Genomic DNA, 18183 nt, shown 5'->3' with positions numbered 1-18183 from the left:
TACTAGAACATGGATTAAATGCTGGTCTTACTAGAAAATCACTAGTAATTGCTGTCGGCGGTGGTGTAGTAGGTGACTTATCAGGATATGTTGCAGCCTCATATATGAGAGGAATTGACTTTATACAAGTACCTACAACTCTTTTAGCACAAGTAGATTCATCTATCGGGGGCAAAACTGGAATAAATCTAGGTACTTACAAAAATGTAGTAGGAGCATTTTATCAACCTCAATTCACATTTATAAACGTGTCAGCTCTTAGAACTCTTCCAGATGATCAATTTAGAAATGGAATGAGTGAAGTTGTTAAATACGGATTTATATACGATTATGAATTTATAGATTATTTACTAGAAAACAGTGAAGATATCTTAGACAAAAGAGACTCTGCACTTAAATACATAGTAAAAAAATGTGCAGAGATAAAAGCAAATGTCGTAGAAGCTGACGAAAAGGAAGGCGGACTTAGAAAAATCCTTAACTTCGGACATACCTTTGGGCATGGAGTTGAAAAGCTTTGTCATATAGCTCATGGAGAAGCCGTGAGTATCGGTATGAACATGGCATTTAAGCTTTCTCTAAAGAAAAATCTAGTAGATCAAGAATACTATAATAAATTTTTACAAATATGTGAAAAATTCAATTTACCTACAGAATTTGAAGGGGCAGATGAAAAGGAAGTACTAAATATAATGAAGAGCGATAAGAAAAATAGCTTTTCAAAAATAAATATGATGTTGCCAGTAGGACATGGTAAGGTACAGTTATTTAACGATGTAGACGATGAGACAATTTTAGAAGTAATAAAGGGGTGCAAACATGCTTAGAGGAACTTTTGAATTAATAGGGGATAAATCAATATCACATAGATCAATAATGTTTTCTGCTATATCAAAGGGAAATAACAAAGTAAGTAACTTTTTAATGGGGCAGGATTGCCTAAGTACAGTTTCTTGCTTCAGAAAAATGGGTGTAGACATAGATATTGTAGGAAAAGATGTTTTTATAAAGGGTAATGGAATCAGGGGATTAAAGCCTCCAACAGATATACTTGATGTAGGTAACTCAGGTACAACTATAAGATTAATTATGGGTATACTTGCAGGTAATGACTTTGAATCAACTCTAATTGGAGATGAATCAATAGGAAAAAGACCTATGAAGAGAGTTACAGATCCGCTTAGAATGATGGGATGTAATATAACAGGAAAAGACGATGCAAACTTTACACCTATAACAGTTAAGGGTGGACATTTACACAGCATAGATTACAAAATGCCAGTTGCTTCAGCTCAAGTTAAATCAGCTATAATACTTGCTAGCTTATATGCAGACGGTCAAAGTATAATCCACGAAAAGGTAAAATCAAGAAACCACACTGAAATAATGTTAAAGGCATTTGGAGCTGACATAAAAGAAGACGGACTAGATATAATCGTAAATCCTGTAGACGAATTATTCAATCAAGATATATATGTACCTGGAGATATATCTTCTGCAGCATTTATAATAGTTGGAGCATTAATCAGCGAGGGCTCTGAGGTTTTAATCAAAAATGTAGGATTAAACGAAACTAGAACTGGAATTATAGATGTAGTAAAAAGTATGAATGGAAATATAGAAATCGTAGACGAGAGAATAGTAGGTGGAGAAAAAGTAGGAGATTTACTAGTTAAATACTCTAAAGACTTAACTGCAACTACAATAGATAAAACTATAATCCCTAGACTTATAGACGAAATACCAGTAATAGCAGTACTTGCTACACAAGCAGAGGGTACAACTATAATAAAGGATGCTCAAGAATTAAAAGTAAAAGAAAGTAACAGAATAAAAACTGTTGTAGATAATCTAAAGAAAATGGGTGCAGATATAGAAGAGTTAGAAGATGGTATGATAATAAAAGGAAAGACTAAGCTTCATGGAGCTTCTATAGAAACTTTTAAGGATCACAGAATTGCTATGTCTTTCTCTATAGCAGACTTAGTTAGTGATTCAAGAGTAGTACTTGATGATACTAATTGTATAAATATATCTTTCCCAGGATATTTCGATTTATTAAAAAATTTAAATAAATAATAGATAACAGATAAAAATATTTTGTATAAAAAAATAATCTTTAAAAAAAATAAAGTGAAAAATTTGTAAGATAATGAATTCTAATGTATTATAATAATTGATTTTCTTATCAAATTTAGATATAATTTAATTGCGGTTATTAAAAAATTAAACTATATTTTAGGAGGTTTTTATTATGAAATTACCAATAGCATTATCAAATAAACATATACATTTAAGCCAAGCAGATGTAGATGCATTATTCGGAGAAGGATATCAATTAACTCAATCTAAAGCATTATCTCAACCAGGACAATATGCATGTGAAGAAAAAGTTACAGTAGTAGGACCTAAAGGTCAACAAACTATGAGAGTTCTTGGTCCAGTTAGACCAGAATCACAAGTAGAAGTTTCTTTAGCAGACGCTAGAGGCTTAGGTTTAGCTGTTCCAGTTAGACAATCAGGAGATACTGAAGGAACTCCAGGATTCAAATTAGTAGGTCCTAAAGGTGAAGTTGAATGTGAAAAAGGTATAATAGTTGCTGCTAGACATATACATATGAGTCTTGAAGATGCTGAAAAATTCGGTGTTAAAGATAAAGATGTAGTAAGTGTTAAAACTGATGGATTAAGAGGATTAACTTTCCACAATGTATTAGTTAGAGCTAGCGAAAAATTTGCTTTAGAAATGCACGTTGATATAGAAGAAGGAAACGCTGCTGGCGTTAAAAATGGAGATTTAGTAGAATTAATAAAATAATTAACGTAGTTAATTAAATTATATGATTAAAAAAATAATAAGAAGTGTATGTATATAGTATACACTTCTTTTTTTTTTTAGTTAAATAATGGAATTTACTAAAAAAAAAAAGAAAAGAGTATTAATACTTTAAAAATTTCGTTATCTGTGCTAACATAATATATGGCAATCGAGTTTAGATTTCCAAAAAATGTTTATTAAAATGCTAATAAATTAAAGCATAAATAATAAAAATTACTTAATAAATTAAAAAAACAACAAAAGTGTAAATTAATTATTTGTTATATTTAGACAATTGTTAATTATCTAATTATCATGTATGCTATTTGATTTATTTAATTTATAAAAAAAATATAATATGGGTAAAAAAATAATTCAACTCTTTATTTTTAAAAATAAAATTAGATAAACAACAAAAAATAACATATAAAGACAAGTATTTTAATGAAAAACTTAAATTTTTAATTAATTTAAAAAATTAGAAGGAATTTGACAATTAATGTAGAAATTTATAAGTAATGTTTAGCATTTAAACATTTTGTTAAAAAATAGACAGTATTATAATAGCAAACCTTATTTTAATTAATAATATTTACTTATTTACAAGGAGGAAGTAATAAAATGGCTAAATTTATGAAAACTGTAGATGGAAATACAGCTGCTGCTCATGTTGCTTATGCATTCACTGATGTTGCTGCTATATATCCAATAACTCCTTCTTCAACTATGGCTGAATTAGTTGACGAATGGGCTTCTCAAGGAAGAAAAAATGTATTCGGACAACAAGTTAAAGTTGTTGAAATGCAATCAGAAGCAGGTGCTGCTGGTGCATTCCACGGATCATTACAAGCAGGTGCTTTAACTTCAACATTTACTGCATCTCAAGGGCTATTATTAATGATACCTAATATGTATAAAGTTGCAGGTGAATTATTACCAGGTGTATTCCACGTTACAGCTCGTGCAATAGCATCTCAAGCTTTATCAATATTCGGTGACCATCAAGACGTTATGGCTTGTAGACAAACTGGTGCATGTTTATTATGTTCAGGATCTGTTCAAGAAGTTGCTGATATAGCTCCAGTTGCTCATATGTCTGCAATAGAAGGTTCTTTACCATTCTTACATTTCTTTGATGGATTCAGAACTTCACACGAAATACAAAAAGTTGAATTAATGGAAAATGAAGAATATGCACAATTAATAGATATGGATGCTGTTCAAGCATTCAGAGATAAAGCATTATCTCCAAACCACCCAGTTACTCGTGGTACTGCTCAAAACCCAGATATTTACTTCCAAACAAGAGAAGTTTCTAATAAATACTATGACAATATGATAGACATAGTAGAAAAGAACATGGCTAAAGTAAGCGAATTAACAGGAAGAAAACATGGATTATTCGATTACTATGGTGCAGAAGATGCTAATCATGTAGTAGTTGCTATGGGTTCTGTTACAGAAGCTTTAGAAGAAACAATAGACTACTTAAATGCTAGAGGAGAAAAATTAGGGGTTGTTAAAGTTCACCTTTACAGACCATTCTCTGCAAAACATTTCTTAGCTGCTATGCCAAAAACTGTAGAAAAAATAGCAGTTTTAGATAGAACTAAAGAACCAGGTTCATTAGGAGAACCATTATACTTAGATATATGCAACATCTACAAAGGTGTTGAAAATGCTCCAGTTATAGTTGGTGGTAGATACGGATTAGGTTCTAAAGATACTACTCCTACTGACTTACATGCAGTATTTGAAAACTTAAAATTAGATGAACCAGCTAACGGATTCACTATAGGTATAGTTGATGACGTAACTAACACTTCACTTCCAGCTGCAGAACCAATAAAAATATCTGCAAAAGGTACTGTAAGATGTAAATTCTGGGGATTAGGATCTGACGGTACTGTTGGAGCTAACAAACAAGCTATAAAAATAATAGGTGACCACACTGATAAATATGCTCAAGCATACTTTGATTATGACTCTAAAAAATCTGGTGGTATAACAATGTCTCACTTAAGATTTGGTGATACTCCAATCAGATCAACTTACTTATTAGATGAAGCTGATTATATAGCTTGTCATAACCAATCATATGTTTACAAATATGATTTATTAAAAGGACTTAGAAAAGGCGGAACTTTCGTATTAAATACTATATGGGACGCTGAAGGATTAGAAGAACATTTACCAGCTGAAATGAAACAATATATCGCTAAAAATGATATACAATTCTATACATTAAACGCTGTTAAATTAGGACAAGAAATAGGATTAGGAAACAGAATAAACATGATATGTCAAGCTGCTTTCTTCAAACTAGCTGACATAATACCAGTAGACGATGCTGTTAAATACTTAAAAGAATCTATAGTTAAAGCTTACGGTAAAAAAGGTGAAGCTATAGTAAACATGAACTACAAAGCTGTTGACGCTGGTATAGATTCATTAGTAAAAGTTGATGTTCCAGCTAGCTGGGCTGAAGCTGTAGATGCTCCTAAAGCTGAAGTTGAAGAACCAGCATTCATCAAAAACATATTAAGACCAATGGTAGCTCAAAAAGGTAATGACCTTCCAGTATCTACATTCTTAGGATACGAAGATGGTACATTCCCATGTGGTACAGCTGCTTACGAAAAACGTGGTACTGCAGTTAACGTTCCTGAATGGCAACCAGATAACTGTATCCAATGTAATAGATGTTCATTCGTTTGTCCACATGCTTGTATAAGACCAGTTCTTTTAACTGATGAAGAAGTAGCTGCTGCTCCAGAAGCATTCGTAGCTGTTGACGCTAAAGGTAAAGAATTAAAAGGATTAAAATACAGAATGCAAGTTAGTATAATGGACTGTACTGGATGTGGAAACTGTGCTGACGTTTGTCCAGCTAAAGAAAAAGCATTAGTAATGAAACCATTAGAAAGCCAAGAAGTACAAGTTCCTAACTGGGCTTATGCTGTTGATGCTAAGAAAGTTGCTCCAAAAGGTAACTTAATGAACGATAAGACTGTAAAAGGTAGCCAATTCAAACAACCACTTGTTGAATTCACAGGTGCTTGTGGTGGATGTGGTGAAACTCCATACATCAAATTAGTAACTCAATTATTTGGAGATAGAATGATGATAGCTAATGCTACTGGTTGTTCATCAATTTGGGGTGGTTCTGCTCCTTCAACTCCATATACTTGCAACCATGAAGGTAAAGGTCCATCTTGGGCAAACTCTTTATTTGAAGACAATGCTGAATATGGTTTAGGTATGAGACTTGCAGTTAAACAAATGAGAGACAAACTTGAAGACGATATGAAAGCTTTAATAGATGTTTGTGGTTGTGAAGACTGTGCAAAAGTATTAAACGCTTGGATAGATGCTAAAGAAGACAGTGCTGCTTCAGTTGAAGCTTCTAAAGCTGTTGTTGAATTATTAGAAAAAGCTAACCCAGAAAAAGAAGAAGCTAAAGCTCTAGTTGCTAGTATAAAATCTAGACAAGACTACCTAGTTAAGAGATCTCAATGGATCCTTGGTGGAGACGGTTGGGCTTATGACATCGGTTACGGTGGTGTTGACCATGTATTAGCTTCAGGAGAAAACATAAATGTATTAGTATTCGATACAGAAGTTTACTCTAATACTGGTGGACAATCTTCAAAAGCTACTCCACTTGCTGCTATGGCTAAATTCGCTGCTGCAGGTAAGAGATCTAGAAAGAAAGATTTAGGCATGATGGCTATATCTTATGGTAACGTATATGTTGCTCAAGTTGCTATAGGTGCTGATTATAACCAATTTGTTAAAGCTGTAGTAGAAGCTGAAGCTTATGATGGACCATCTCTAATCATATGCTACGCTCCATGTATAAACCATGGATTAAAATGTGGTATGGGTAAATCTATCCAAAACGAAGCTGATGCAGTTAAATGCGGATACTGGCATTTATACAGACATAATCCTGAACTTAAAGCAGAAGGTAAGAATCCATTCACATTAGATTCTAAAGAACCAACTGAAAGCTTCAGAGATTTCATAATGGGACAAGTAAGATATGCTTCTATAGCTAAACAATTCCCAGAACAAGCTGAAGAATTATTCACTAGAGCTGAAGAACTTGCTAACGAAAGATTAGAAAGCTATAAGAGATTAGCTAATCAATAAGATTGGTTGAATTAGTGATAATTTGAAGGATTGAATTTAGATTAAAAATCAATTTAAATTGTGAAAAATAAGTTTAGATTGTAATAAATTTAAATAAAGGTATGGCGAGTCTTATGACTCGCCATATTTTGTGTTTGAAAAGTATTTAAAAAAGTATTAAAGAAAAACTTATCTGTTTTTGACTTTATTATACAATATATCCATTTATCAAATACATTTCGTATTCAGATGAACTATCATGATAAAAATCACCCATATAAGTTATATAATCGCCAGGCTCTAATGAACTTACATAATCTACATCATCTGTATCATCTGCTGAAATGCAGATATATATTGAGTATTCAGAGCCATAAGTATCTAAGTATACATATACACCGTTAGAATCACTTTCGATTTTTTTTATTTCGCCTGTCATTTCTATAGTAGAATCAGAATAATAGTCGTATGCATCATTATAGTCATTTTCAAAATCATAAACAAAGTCTTCAGCATATACTTCTATATAGTCCTCATATCCGTCATCATAATCCTCGTCATCAAAAAAAGCAATTATTCGTTGAAACTCTTGTAATGCTTCTGATGTTTCAAAGTAATTTGTAACGGAGACTAGAGAATTTTGTATATTGGAGAATTTAGATGAAAATCCGACTATTATGGCAACTATTATCAACAATACAATTACTAAATTTTCAGATTTACCGCTAATAGAAAATTTCGTCGCTTGAACTTTGTTACAGTGAGGACATTTTATCGCTGATTTATCCATTTCCATACTACAGTATTTACATCTTTTATATTCCTTCATCATCATGATTATTTTCCCCCTTAAAAATAATACTCCTTACAAAAAACATAATCGATATAGTGCTAAATAGCAACAAACAAAATTGTAACCAAAAAAATACAGACTGTAAGTTTCTCACAATCTGTATTTTATATAAAATATTAATTAATAAATATTTACTATATCAAATTATTAAGTTCCTATTATATCCAATTAAAATATTTACAAGCATAAGCTATACCATCATCTGCTGCATCCTTTGTCACAAATGTAGCTTTTTCTTTTAGTTTATCGATTGCATTTCCCATTGCGATAGAAGTCCATTCATCTGTAAACATCTTTAAGTCGTTTTTGCCGTCGCCAAATACAACTGCATCCTCGTATGGAGCGTTATAGTAATCTAGTACACTTTTTATTCCTACAGATTTGTCGTCTGGTTCAACAAAAACATAAGTATTTTGATAGCGAGCGAAAGGTACGTTTTGGAGATTTTCTAATTGATGCTCGTTTTCTAAAGTACATGCTATATAAGCTTTGTAAATAATGTCTATTTTATCTATATCTAGGCTTTCGTCTACAGCTGTTTCCATATAATCGTCGTTTTGGGTATCTTCTACAAATTTAGGAGATTTACAGTATCTAACCTTTGAGTTATCGTATGAAATCGCCCAAGAAAAACCTTTTTTATCACATTCTTTTATTAATTTAACGACACTTTCTCTATCTAGAGGATCTATTTTTATTAACTTATTGTCAATAGTTATACCATTTCCACCGTCGCTTACCATATTTTTAAATCCAATTTCATTGCAATAATCAAATGCCATAGCTTGGCTTCTTCCAGTTGCGATTGCACAAAAATGTCCTTGGCTTTCTAATTTTTCAATTGCGGTTTTAGCTGATTCAGGAATATATTTTCCTGGATTACCTACTGCAAGTGTTCCGTCGATGTCGAAGAAGAAATATTTTTTTTTAAAATTTTTATTTTCCATAAATTATCCTCCCAATATAAAAGTTCTAATTTCACAAAAATTTATATAATTATGTCTACTTTAATTATATTATAAAAAAATACAACAATTAATATTGTAAATTTCAATATGAGATTGAAAATTTATGAAATTTTACTGTGTCACAGTAAACATATTGTAGAGCTTCATAAGCTTGATATCATCCTTTGAAATTTTTAATTCCTTCGCTAGGTCGTTATTTTCTTCTAAAGGTTTTTTACTAAATAGCATTTTTAGAGCAATTGGCATAAAAGGTCTGAACGAAACACCCGACATAAGCCCCCATATTTTATCAGTATCTAAAAATGATGCCAATATATTTATAGAAATTTGTTCTAAAGGCGTTGCTTGGTTTTGTAGTATCATAGATGTAAGCGTATCGTAGTGTTTTGTGAATCCATAATATGTGTTTTCACAGTTTTGGTAGTTGTCAAAATCCTTGACATTCATGTAGAGCATAGTTTTGTAGCTTAGATCCTCTGTATGGGCTATAATATCTATCACACATTTTATAATTTCATTGCTTCTGCCGTCGTATATATAGGAGTAAAACTTGCTGGAATTTCTAAAAAAAGCATTTACTATATTGTTATTGTGTATTTTATCTATATTAGGTCTTATATACAAAAGCTGTTCAACATGAACGTTTAAAGCATTGCTGATTTCGTATAGAGTTTGTACATCTACGGAGATATCACCGTTTTCATATTTAGAAACAGTAGATTTACTTTTATTGATTGAATCTGCAAGCTCCTGTATAGTCATGTTTTTTCCTTTTCTTATGTTTTTTATTTTTTTGCCGATTTCGATATTTATATTAGATAAATCTTCCATATTGTACCTCCCTGTAGTCGGATATAAAAGTTTCTTAAAAAAGAATATTTGGATATACAAAGATATTCGATCCAGCTTATTATGAAGCCTTTAATGGTTGGTGCAAAAAGCTTTATGATTGGGGCTTTGAAAAAGAACATCTAGTTACTTGCAACGGGATTATACCTGCACTATACGAACTTGTAGACTATATAACAAATGAATACGAAAAAATTCTTATAGTGACTCCATTTTATGCATATTTTAAACATGCTGTAGATTTTAATAAAAGAGAGCTTGTGACAAGTGACTTAATAGAAAAAGATAATTACTATACTATAGATTTTGATGATTTTGAAGCTAAGGCTAAAGACGATAGAGTGACTCTATGCATATTCTGCAATCCTCACAATCCATCAGGTAGAGTTTGGACAGAAGAGGAGCTAAAAAGAGTAGGTCAAATATGCCTAGATAACAATGTTATGGTTATATCTGATGAAATCCACTGTGATTTACTTAGAAATGGCAAAAAACATACTCCATTAGCTAAGCTATTCCCAGATACAGACCAAATAATAACTTGTATGGCGCCAAGTAAAACATTTAATATGGCAGGATTTATGATTTCAAACATAATAATACCAAATGAAAAAATAAGATCTATCTACAAAGCTAGACATTATGATTTTGAAAACCCATTGAGCGTAGTAGCAGCACAGGCAGCTTATACAGATGGGTATGATTGGCTATGCTAGAGGAAGGATTAAAGAGAATTTGCGAACTTTTGAATAATAGATAGATGTAATTAAAAAGCTCCTTTGATATAAGTTTTAAAGATATATATCAAAGGAGCTTTTTTTAAAAATTAATTATTTCACTATATTGTAGACGTCATCTGGCGTTTCTAGAATAATTTTACACTGATTCTTCAGCTCGGGATTAGCTCCCCATAGAGCTAATCCAAATTCTGTATCGTTGTTTTCAGCACATTTTATATCGGTATATGAGTCACCTATAAATAAAATTTCTTTGTTGGTGCAATCTGCAAGCTTCATAAGCTTTTTAAGTGGTTCAGCAGATGGTTTTGGATTTTTGGTATCATCTATAGACACAGTATAGTCAAAATAATCTCCTAGATTGAAGTAAGATACTAATTTATCTAATTCATGTCTTTTTCTAGATGTCACGATCGCTAGTTTCATACCTAAATTTTTAAGCTCTGTAAGTATATCTAACAGTCCATCAAAAACTTCGATTTGATCTATTATTTTATCAAATCCACTAATCCACCTCTCTTGAGCTGTTTTATAATCTGATATTCCGTAATTTTCGAATATATCCTTTGCGGATTTACCTGTAAGTTCTAAAAGCTCTTCCATTGAAACTGATATATTGTAGTAAATATCAAGGCATTTTTGAAGGCTTTTTAAATTTATAATTTCAGAATTTAATAAAGTTCCATCTAAATCAAATGCAACCACTCTGTACATAGTATCACCAACCTATTTAAGCTCAATAGCTTGAACTACAAATATTTCTTCTAATTGCTTTCCCTCTTGATAAGTTTTAAATCCGCCACCGAATATAGTAGCAGAAGTTATTGCTACGTCGTTTGAATCGAATAACGCTAATTCGAATTTACGTCCTTCAAATATATGAAGAACTTTACCGTTTCCTAAATCCATTTGTCTATCTGAATCTCCGTATATTTCATCAAAGTTGGCTTCTTTTCTAAATAAATCGTATTGATCTAAGCTCTTTTGTAAATCTATATCTCTATAAGCTTCATTAGGAAATTTAGCTATAGCATCTTCTAATATATTTAATCCTCTAACATCTGTAAATCCCATCATACGACTGTTCATTAATCCATTTTCCATTTTTGTATTCCCCCTTGAAATGTCTTTTTTCTCTGTATATACAATTATATAATAATACAGTTTAAATCTAAAGTTATTTTTAAAAAGATAAGTTTGGGGGCTGGAATCCAATTTTAATAAGAATAAAAAGACCTGACGCTATGCTAATTCCACATTGGTATTGGTAAAAACAATTAATTTATCTAAAGGGATTCCGAATTTAAATAGACGACAGTACAGATTAGTACATTGCTTGCACTTATCGAAGTAGAGCAATGTACTTTTTTCATTATCGTAAACTTTCCAACATCCGCAGTATTTGTAATTTTTGCCTTGATTATCTATAAATCCTTTGACATCACAAAAAGGATAACTCAAAAACAAACCTATTTCGTGGGGTGTCGACTCAAGTATTTCAAAGCGGTATCTAAGCTGTGCTAATATGTTGTCTAGATTATCTAGCTTATATCCGTATAATTTTAAAAATTCGCTGCTTTTAGGAGAAGATAAGTCGCGAAGTAAATAATTAGGTCTATATACGTAGATTAGTGCATAGTCATTTTTTTCAAATACTTTGAAAAAGAAAACACCCTTTTTACTGTAATTTTTATTGTATTCTTTCAAAATGTTATCGACACAAATATTGTATTTATTTTTAAATTTAAATAAATTGCCTGTCTTAAAGCCAGCCAATGTAGGGGAACAAAACTTGATTAATTTAGCTTGAAACATATTTTACTTCACAACCTTTCTAATAATTATTATTAAAAAAAATAAAGAAAATTATTAGGTATTTTCAAAAAAATAACTAAGTAAGAATTATTATCATTTAATATTGACAAACAAAATCAAAAGATATATTATATAAATATAAATGATAATTGATATCGTTAGGAATTAAAATTATTACTTATATAAAATAAATAGATATATGAGAAAGGGTGAAGGTTATGTCATTAACTATGGTTAGTATAGGAGAACAAAAGATAATAAGAGAAATACGTGCTAAAGAACAAGTTAAAAGACATTTACAAAATTTAGGCTTTATAACTGGTGAAAAGATAGAAGTTATTTCAGAAAATAATAGTGGATTAATTTTAATGGTAAAAGGCTCAAAAATAGCTTTAAATAGAGGCATGGCAAATAAAATAATCGTGCAATAGCAAGTAATTGGGAGGTATAGTATGAGTAAGACGTTGAGAGATTTAAAACCAGGTGAAAGAGGAGTAGTCTTAAATCTTGGTAAAAAAGGACCTGTAAGAAAAAGATTAATGGATATGGGGATAACTCCAGGTGTAGATGTGGAAGTCGTAAAGGTAGCTCCTTTAGGTGATCCGATAGAAGTAAATTTAAGAGGATATGAGCTTAGCTTGAGAAAAGATGAAGCTGAACATATAAACTTAAAATAATTTTGAAATATAGGACTTATGTAAAATTTTAATATAGTGAAATTTATTAGATATATTAACCGAGTTGATATAAAAAGTAGTAGTATTAGAGGAGAGAAAAAATGAGTATAAGAATAGCACTTGCAGGTAATCCAAACTGCGGGAAAACAACATTATTCAATGATATAACAGGTTCAAAACAACATGTCGGCAACTGGCCAGGTGTTACAGTTGAACAAAAAACAGGAAAATATAAAAAGAATAAGGAGATAGAAATAGTAGATTTACCGGGAATATATTCTTTATCTCCATATTCAGCAGAAGAAATTGTAGCGAGAGATTATATAGTAGATGAACATCCAGATGTTTTAATAGATATAGTAGATGGAACTAATATAGAAAGAAACTTATATTTAACTTTACAAGTATTAGAGACAAAAATACCTACAGTAATAGCTCTAAATATGATGGATGAGGTTGAGGCGTCAGGAACAAAAATAGATATTAAAAAGCTTTCAAAATTACTAGGTGTTCCAGTAGTTCCAATAGTGGCTAGAAATGGTAAGGGTGTAGACGAATTAATGAAGGAAGCACAAAATATTGCTTCATCAGACGTACAAGATACAAATTTAGAAATATTTTCACCAAAAATTAAAAACTACATAGAAGAAATAGTTTGTTTAATTAGTGAGAATGAAAATCAAGGTCAAACTAAAAATTCTAACTCTTATGAAATGTGGCAAGCGATAAAAATCCTTGAAGAAGACGAAGTAGTAATGGGAAAATTGCCAGGCAATAAAAGAGCTAAAATTACTTCAATAGTAGATAAAGCTAACAACGATTTTGATGGAGATACAGAAGCTGAAATAGCAGATCAAAGATATAAATTTATATCAGATGTAGTAAATAAAACTGTTAAAAAGCCAGTAAAATCAAACGGTCAAAGAAAAGAAACAAAATCAGATAAAATAGATAAAATACTTACAAATAGAGTATTAGCAATACCAGCCTTTTTGGTAATCATGTATGCATTATTCCATATAACATTTGGAGAAGGTATATTAGGTATAGGTGTAAAATTCCAAACTCTAGTTTGTGACTTCTGGGATGGTCCATTTACAGATGCTATAATGGGCGCTATAGAAGGTATGGGCGCTGCTGATTGGGCAATAGGACTTGTAGGAGATGGTATACTTGCAGGTGTAGGAGGAGTAGTATCTTTCCTACCACAAATATTAGTATTGTTCTTATTGATGTCATTCTTAGAAGACAGTGGATACATGGCGAGAGTTGCATTTGTAATGGATAGATTATTTAGAAAATTTGGCTTATCAGGAAAATCTTTCATACCACTTCTAATGGGATATGGTTGTTCAGTACCAGCTCTTATGGCATCTAGAACTCTTGAAAGTGAAAAAGATAGAAAAATAACTATGATGATAACACCATTTATGTCTTGTGGTGCTAAATTACCTATATATTTAATGTTTGCAGCGACTTTATTTGCAGGATATAATCAAACATTAATAGTTTACTCTATATACATGATAGGTATAGTAGTAGCAGTAATAGGAGCATTGATATTGAGTAAGACAATGTTTAAAGGCGAAACTTCAAACTTTATAATGGAGCTTCCTCAATATAGAATACCGACTTTAAAAAGTGTTTTAATACATGCTTGGGAAAAAGTAAAGGGATTTGCTATAAAAGCAGGAACAATAATTCTAGGTTCGACAATACTTATATGGTTCTTATCTAACTTCAACTTCGGTGGAATGTGTGAAATGGAGGATTCAATACTTGCATCAATAGGTAATGGAATTGCTTGGATATTTACACCACTTGGATTTGCAAATTGGAAGGCAGCAGTAGGTGTTGTAACTGGATGGATAGCTAAGGAAAATATAGTTTCTACATTTGGAGTATTATTCGGTGCAACAGAAATGGTAGCAGAAGCAGCTATGGAGGGTGCTGCGGCACTTGACGGACTTGCAGCAGTATTTACTAAGGCATCAGCATTTGCTTATATGACATTTAACTTACTTTGCATGCCTTGTTTTGCAGCAGTAGGTGCTATAAAAAGAGAAATGGGTTCTTGGAAATGGACAGGCATAACAGTAGCATTCCAAATGGTAACAGCTTATATAGTTTCATTAATAGTATATCTAATATGTGGAATGATATTTTAGATAAAATGGAGATGTGAATAATGATTAATTATATAATAGCAATAGTAGCTATTTCGATAGTAGTAGCGACAATTGGTAATTTTGTTAAAAAGTCAAAGTCTGGGAAAGGTGGCTGTGGATGCGGTTGTAGTAGCTGTTCATCAGCTAGCAGTTGCCATTCAAATATAGATTGTATTGTAGATGATTTAAAAAAATAAAATAAAGTAACCTAATAAAAAACTCTAGCTTTTGGACCCAAAAATTTAGCTAGAGTTTTTTATATAAGTAAGCAGTACTTTTATCTTGTTCGCAATAAAAATATGTATCTTGATTTTTTAAAAAGTAATTAGTAATGGCTATATCTCCATTTGAAAAAGTTACATTCAATATATTGAAAATAGCTGCAGCGCCTATGTATTCAGGAAAATTTATTGCTAGTAATAGGCTGGATATAGTTGTAATTACAAATGGAAATATTGATACAAATATGTATTCGCTAGAAGTAAATATCATTCTATCGCAATAGCAAAATATATTAGCTTTTGGTATTATTAATTTTACGCTTCGGCATCCAATAATGTAGGCTGCGATTAAGTGTAAAAATTGATGAACTCCTATAAAAACTAAAAAAAACAGTACTGCAAATCCTAAATTTAAAATAACCAGTTCAATAGACGGTCTAAAAAATATGCTTATTATAAAAATAATAAACATAATATGAAAAAATTTCTTGTATATCTTTGAGATTATAGAGGGAATATCAAGCCATTCGTGTATAAGGTCAAAGCAATTTGTGTAGTCAAATTTTAATACTAATTTAGAATTGTCTTCTAGAAATTGATTATTTTGTACTTTCATATCATATCCCTCCTCTAAAAAACTGCATAAAAGAGCGTATATTTTGAAATAAAAATTTTCCTATATAGATTATATTCCATAAAAAAATGATGTTCAAGCCAGTTAATGTTAATTTTAGTGTAAATTTATTCATATATTTTTTTAGTTATTGTTTTATTTTAAATACCTTTTAATGATATTTCTTATATATTAAAATATCAATATAGATACAAAAATTGTAAGGAAGTTGTAAAGTTTAGTAAGGATTTTCGTTGAAGAATAAAAAAAGTAGTACTAAGATAAAAGGGTAGGATATAAAAATAAATACAGAAAAGAGGAACAGAAATGATAAAGGATAGATTAGAAAAATTAAGAAAATCCATGAAGGATAAGGCGATTTTCGCATATATAATACCTTCAGCTGATTTTCATCAAAGTGAATATGTTGGGGATTATTTTAAATGTAGAAAATTTATATCTGGTTTTACAGGATCAGCAGGTACTGTAGTTGTTACTTTGGATGAGGCTGGACTTTGGACAGATGGAAGATATTTTATACAGGCAGAAAATCAATTAAAGGATTCTAAAATAAAGCTATTTAAGATGGGTGAAGAAGGTGTCTTAACTGTTGAAGAATATTTAGACGCTGTTTTAAAAGAAGGCGACACTCTTGCATTTGATGGAAGAGTTATAAGCGCTAAAGAGGGAAGCAATTACGAAGATAAATACAGAGAAAAAGATATAAAAATAGTCTACGAATACGATTTAATAGATGATCTTTGGACGGATAGACCTCAAATGCCTAGTGAAAAAGCATTTTTACTAGATATTAAATACGCTGGAGAAAGTGCAGAGAGTAAATTATCTAGAGTTAGAGAAGAGATGAAAAAGAAAAATGCGACTGTCCATATATTAAATTCTCTAGACGACATAGCATGGCTATTAAATATAAGAGGCAACGATATAGCGTATAATCCTGTAGTTATATCTAGTATAGTTATGACTTTAGATAAGGTTTACTACTTTGTAGACGAAAATAAATTAAGTCGAGAAATAATAGAAAGTTTTGATGAGATAGGTATAGAAATCAGAGATTATTTTGAAATATACGATTTCGTAAAAGAAATAAAAGAAAATGAAACAGTTTTATTAGATGAAGCTAAAGTAAATTACAGCATATATAAAAATATACCTTCTGATGTAAAAATAATAGACAAACCAAATCCTACATTTATTTTTAAATCAATAAAAAACGAGGTCGAATTAGATAACTTAAGAAAATGCCATATAAAAGACGGCGTTGCTATGACTAAATTTATGTACTGGCTAAAGACTAATGTAGGAAAGATCAAAATAACAGAAATAAGTGCATCTGATAAATTAGAGGAGCTTAGAAGATCTGAGGATTCTTGCTTTGATTTGAGCTTTGATACTATATCAGCATATAAAGAGCATGCTGCTATGATGCACTACAGTGCAACTGAAGAAAGCGACTACGAATTAAAGCCAGAGGGAATGCTGCTTGTAGATTCTGGAGGTCAATATTTTACAGGGACTACAGATATAACTAGAACATATATATTGGGAGATATAACTGACGAAGAAAAATTACATTATACTTCTACATTGAGAGGTATGATACGTCTATCTAAGGCTAAATTTTTATACGGCTGTAGAGGTATAAATTTAGATATACTTGCTAGAGGTCCGTTATGGGATATAAGTATCGATTACAAATGTGGTACAGGACACGGAGTAGGCTTTGTATTAAATGTTCATGAAGGTCCAAATGGATTTAGATGGAAAATAGTACCTGAGAGAAATGATTCATGCGTTCTTGAAGAAGGTATGATCACGACTAACGAACCAGGAGTATATATAGAAGGAAAACACGGTATAAGAATCGAAAACGAATTATTGTGCAAAAAAGCTCAAAAAATAGGTTCAGATCAATTTATGGAATTTGAAACTATAACTTTTTCACCTATAGATTTAGATGGTGTAAATCCAGATTACATGGATAAATCAGAAAAAGAATTTTTAAATAATTACCACAAAGAGGTTTTTGAAAAAATTTCACCTTATTTAGAAAAAGAAGAAGTAGAGTGGTTAAAGGAATACACTAGAGCTATATAATTCAAGACAACAAAATAACCATAAGAATATTAGAAGGGGATCTATAATAACTTATGGTTATTTTGCATGCACAATGTTAATTACAATGTTTAATTATATATTTAAAATTATAGGGAATGCTATTTAAAATTATCTAAAAATTTACAATATTTTTATAATTTTTATAAATATATTGTATATTAAATTCATAAATAATGCAAGTAAAAGTATTT

The 18183-nt window shown here is 30.8% G+C and carries 17 protein-coding genes; 10 read left to right on the top strand and 7 right to left on the bottom strand.

The annotated features are described in order from the left end of the window. From aroB to nifJ, 4 genes are all read left to right on the top strand, one after another. The coding region (aroB, locus tag SPD90_RS12920) for a 3-dehydroquinate synthase (RefSeq protein WP_320925496.1) at window positions 1-827 on the top strand (827 nt) is incomplete at its 5' end. After that, window positions 820-2079, top strand: coding sequence for a 3-phosphoshikimate 1-carboxyvinyltransferase (gene aroA / locus SPD90_RS12915; RefSeq protein ID WP_320925495.1), 1260 nt, complete (start codon window positions 820-822; stop codon window positions 2077-2079). The genes aroB and aroA, both read left to right, overlap by 8 nt. Window positions 2080-2254: 175 nt before the next feature. Then, on the top strand, window positions 2255-2818 hold the full coding sequence (gene pduL / locus SPD90_RS12910; RefSeq protein WP_320626673.1) for a phosphate propanoyltransferase: 564 nt from the start codon (window positions 2255-2257) through the stop codon (window positions 2816-2818). A 621-nt stretch (window positions 2819-3439) separates the two neighbouring features. Further along, window positions 3440-6973: a pyruvate:ferredoxin (flavodoxin) oxidoreductase gene (nifJ, locus tag SPD90_RS12905; protein ID WP_320626674.1), complete on the top strand. Its 3534-nt coding sequence runs from the start codon at window positions 3440-3442 to the stop codon at window positions 6971-6973. A 187-nt stretch (window positions 6974-7160) separates the two neighbouring features. Here the strand turns inward: nifJ and SPD90_RS12900 are convergent, their stop codons facing one another. From SPD90_RS12900 to SPD90_RS12890, 3 genes are all read right to left on the bottom strand, one after another. Then, complete coding sequence (locus SPD90_RS12900; RefSeq protein ID WP_320925494.1) at window positions 7161-7787, bottom strand: OB-fold protein; 627 nt, start codon at window positions 7785-7787, stop codon at window positions 7161-7163. Between the two features lie 176 nt (window positions 7788-7963). Beyond that, window positions 7964-8752: an HAD-IIB family hydrolase gene (locus tag SPD90_RS12895; protein ID WP_320925493.1), complete on the bottom strand. Its 789-nt coding sequence runs from the start codon at window positions 8750-8752 to the stop codon at window positions 7964-7966. 132 nt (window positions 8753-8884) lie between these two features. Continuing rightward, the gene (locus SPD90_RS12890) at window positions 8885-9604 is read right to left on the bottom strand and encodes a helix-turn-helix domain-containing protein (protein ID WP_320925492.1); all 720 of its coding nucleotides are present in this window, start codon (window positions 9602-9604) and stop codon (window positions 8885-8887) included. Between the two features lie 44 nt (window positions 9605-9648). Here SPD90_RS12890 and SPD90_RS12885 point away from each other — a divergent pair, with 44 nt between their 5' ends. Next, window positions 9649-10338: a MalY/PatB family protein gene (locus SPD90_RS12885; protein WP_320925497.1), complete on the top strand. Its 690-nt coding sequence runs from the start codon at window positions 9649-9651 to the stop codon at window positions 10336-10338. Between the two features lie 114 nt (window positions 10339-10452). Here SPD90_RS12885 and SPD90_RS12880 read toward each other — a convergent pair whose 3' ends face one another. From SPD90_RS12880 to SPD90_RS12870, 3 genes are all read right to left on the bottom strand, one after another. Continuing rightward, window positions 10453-11073, bottom strand: coding sequence for an HAD family hydrolase (locus SPD90_RS12880; RefSeq protein WP_320925491.1), 621 nt, complete (start codon window positions 11071-11073; stop codon window positions 10453-10455). Between the two features lie 12 nt (window positions 11074-11085). Beyond that, window positions 11086-11463: a hypothetical protein gene (locus SPD90_RS12875; protein WP_320925490.1), complete on the bottom strand. Its 378-nt coding sequence runs from the start codon at window positions 11461-11463 to the stop codon at window positions 11086-11088. A 138-nt stretch (window positions 11464-11601) separates the two neighbouring features. Continuing rightward, entirely contained in the window at window positions 11602-12174 is a 573-nt protein-coding gene (locus SPD90_RS12870) for a DUF3793 family protein (protein ID WP_320925489.1), read from the bottom strand. Between the two features lie 218 nt (window positions 12175-12392). Between SPD90_RS12870 and SPD90_RS12865 the strand changes: the two genes are divergently transcribed. The 4 genes from SPD90_RS12865 (at window position 12393) to SPD90_RS12850 (ending at window position 15216) form a co-directional block, all read left to right on the top strand. Next, a complete protein-coding gene (locus SPD90_RS12865) occupies window positions 12393-12605 on the top strand; it encodes a FeoA family protein (RefSeq protein ID WP_320925488.1) in 213 nt (70 codons plus the stop codon). 21 nt (window positions 12606-12626) lie between these two features. Further along, a complete protein-coding gene (locus SPD90_RS12860; protein WP_320625056.1) occupies window positions 12627-12851 on the top strand; it encodes a FeoA family protein in 225 nt (74 codons plus the stop codon). Window positions 12852-12952: 101 nt separating this feature from the next. Next, the gene (gene feoB / locus SPD90_RS12855; RefSeq protein ID WP_320925487.1) at window positions 12953-15019 is read left to right on the top strand and encodes a ferrous iron transport protein B; all 2067 of its coding nucleotides are present in this window, start codon (window positions 12953-12955) and stop codon (window positions 15017-15019) included. A gap of 20 nt (window positions 15020-15039) precedes the next feature. Continuing rightward, on the top strand, window positions 15040-15216 hold the full coding sequence (locus tag SPD90_RS12850; RefSeq protein ID WP_320925486.1) for a FeoB-associated Cys-rich membrane protein: 177 nt from the start codon (window positions 15040-15042) through the stop codon (window positions 15214-15216). Window positions 15217-15265: 49 nt separating this feature from the next. On the opposite strand, the gene SPD90_RS12845 is transcribed toward SPD90_RS12850, so the two are convergent. Next, window positions 15266-15856: a DUF3267 domain-containing protein gene (locus tag SPD90_RS12845; RefSeq protein WP_320925485.1), complete on the bottom strand. Its 591-nt coding sequence runs from the start codon at window positions 15854-15856 to the stop codon at window positions 15266-15268. A 324-nt stretch (window positions 15857-16180) separates the two neighbouring features. On the opposite strand from SPD90_RS12845, the gene SPD90_RS12840 reads away from it, so the two are divergent. Beyond that, window positions 16181-17971 carry an aminopeptidase P family protein gene (locus SPD90_RS12840; protein ID WP_320625052.1) on the top strand — a complete coding sequence of 597 codons (1791 nt, stop codon included), beginning with the start codon at window positions 16181-16183 and terminating at the stop codon, window positions 17969-17971. Window positions 17972-18183: the final 212 nt, after the last annotated feature.

The organism is Intestinibacter sp. (genome assembly GCF_034113885.1).
Lineage (GTDB): Bacteria > Bacillota > Clostridia > Peptostreptococcales > Peptostreptococcaceae > Intestinibacter.
The sequence above is the reverse complement of the archived record's forward strand: the minus strand, read 5'-3'. Positions and strand labels throughout refer to the sequence as shown.

Bases quoted from the DNA above. Each gene is read 5' to 3' on its own strand.
- aroA (WP_320925495.1), top strand. From the start codon at position 820: ATGCTTAGAGGAACTTTTGAATTAATAGGGGATAAATCAATATCACAT.
- pduL (WP_320626673.1), top strand. From the start codon at position 2,255: ATGAAATTACCAATAGCATTATCAAATAAACATATACATTTAAGCCAA.
- nifJ (WP_320626674.1), top strand. From the start codon at position 3,440: ATGGCTAAATTTATGAAAACTGTAGATGGAAATACAGCTGCTGCTCAT.
- SPD90_RS12900 (WP_320925494.1), bottom strand. From the start codon at position 7,787: ATGATGATGAAGGAATATAAAAGATGTAAATACTGTAGTATGGAAATG.
- SPD90_RS12895 (WP_320925493.1), bottom strand. From the start codon at position 8,752: ATGGAAAATAAAAATTTTAAAAAAAAATATTTCTTCTTCGACATCGAC.
- SPD90_RS12890 (WP_320925492.1), bottom strand. From the start codon at position 9,604: ATGGAAGATTTATCTAATATAAATATCGAAATCGGCAAAAAAATAAAA.
- SPD90_RS12880 (WP_320925491.1), bottom strand. From the start codon at position 11,073: ATGTACAGAGTGGTTGCATTTGATTTAGATGGAACTTTATTAAATTCT.
- SPD90_RS12875 (WP_320925490.1), bottom strand. From the start codon at position 11,463: ATGGAAAATGGATTAATGAACAGTCGTATGATGGGATTTACAGATGTT.
- SPD90_RS12870 (WP_320925489.1), bottom strand. From the start codon at position 12,174: ATGTTTCAAGCTAAATTAATCAAGTTTTGTTCCCCTACATTGGCTGGC.
- SPD90_RS12865 (WP_320925488.1), top strand. From the start codon at position 12,393: ATGTCATTAACTATGGTTAGTATAGGAGAACAAAAGATAATAAGAGAA.
- SPD90_RS12860 (WP_320625056.1), top strand. From the start codon at position 12,627: ATGAGTAAGACGTTGAGAGATTTAAAACCAGGTGAAAGAGGAGTAGTC.
- feoB (WP_320925487.1), top strand. From the start codon at position 12,953: ATGAGTATAAGAATAGCACTTGCAGGTAATCCAAACTGCGGGAAAACA.
- SPD90_RS12850 (WP_320925486.1), top strand. From the start codon at position 15,040: ATGATTAATTATATAATAGCAATAGTAGCTATTTCGATAGTAGTAGCG.
- SPD90_RS12845 (WP_320925485.1), bottom strand. From the start codon at position 15,856: ATGAAAGTACAAAATAATCAATTTCTAGAAGACAATTCTAAATTAGTA.
- SPD90_RS12840 (WP_320625052.1), top strand. From the start codon at position 16,181: ATGATAAAGGATAGATTAGAAAAATTAAGAAAATCCATGAAGGATAAG.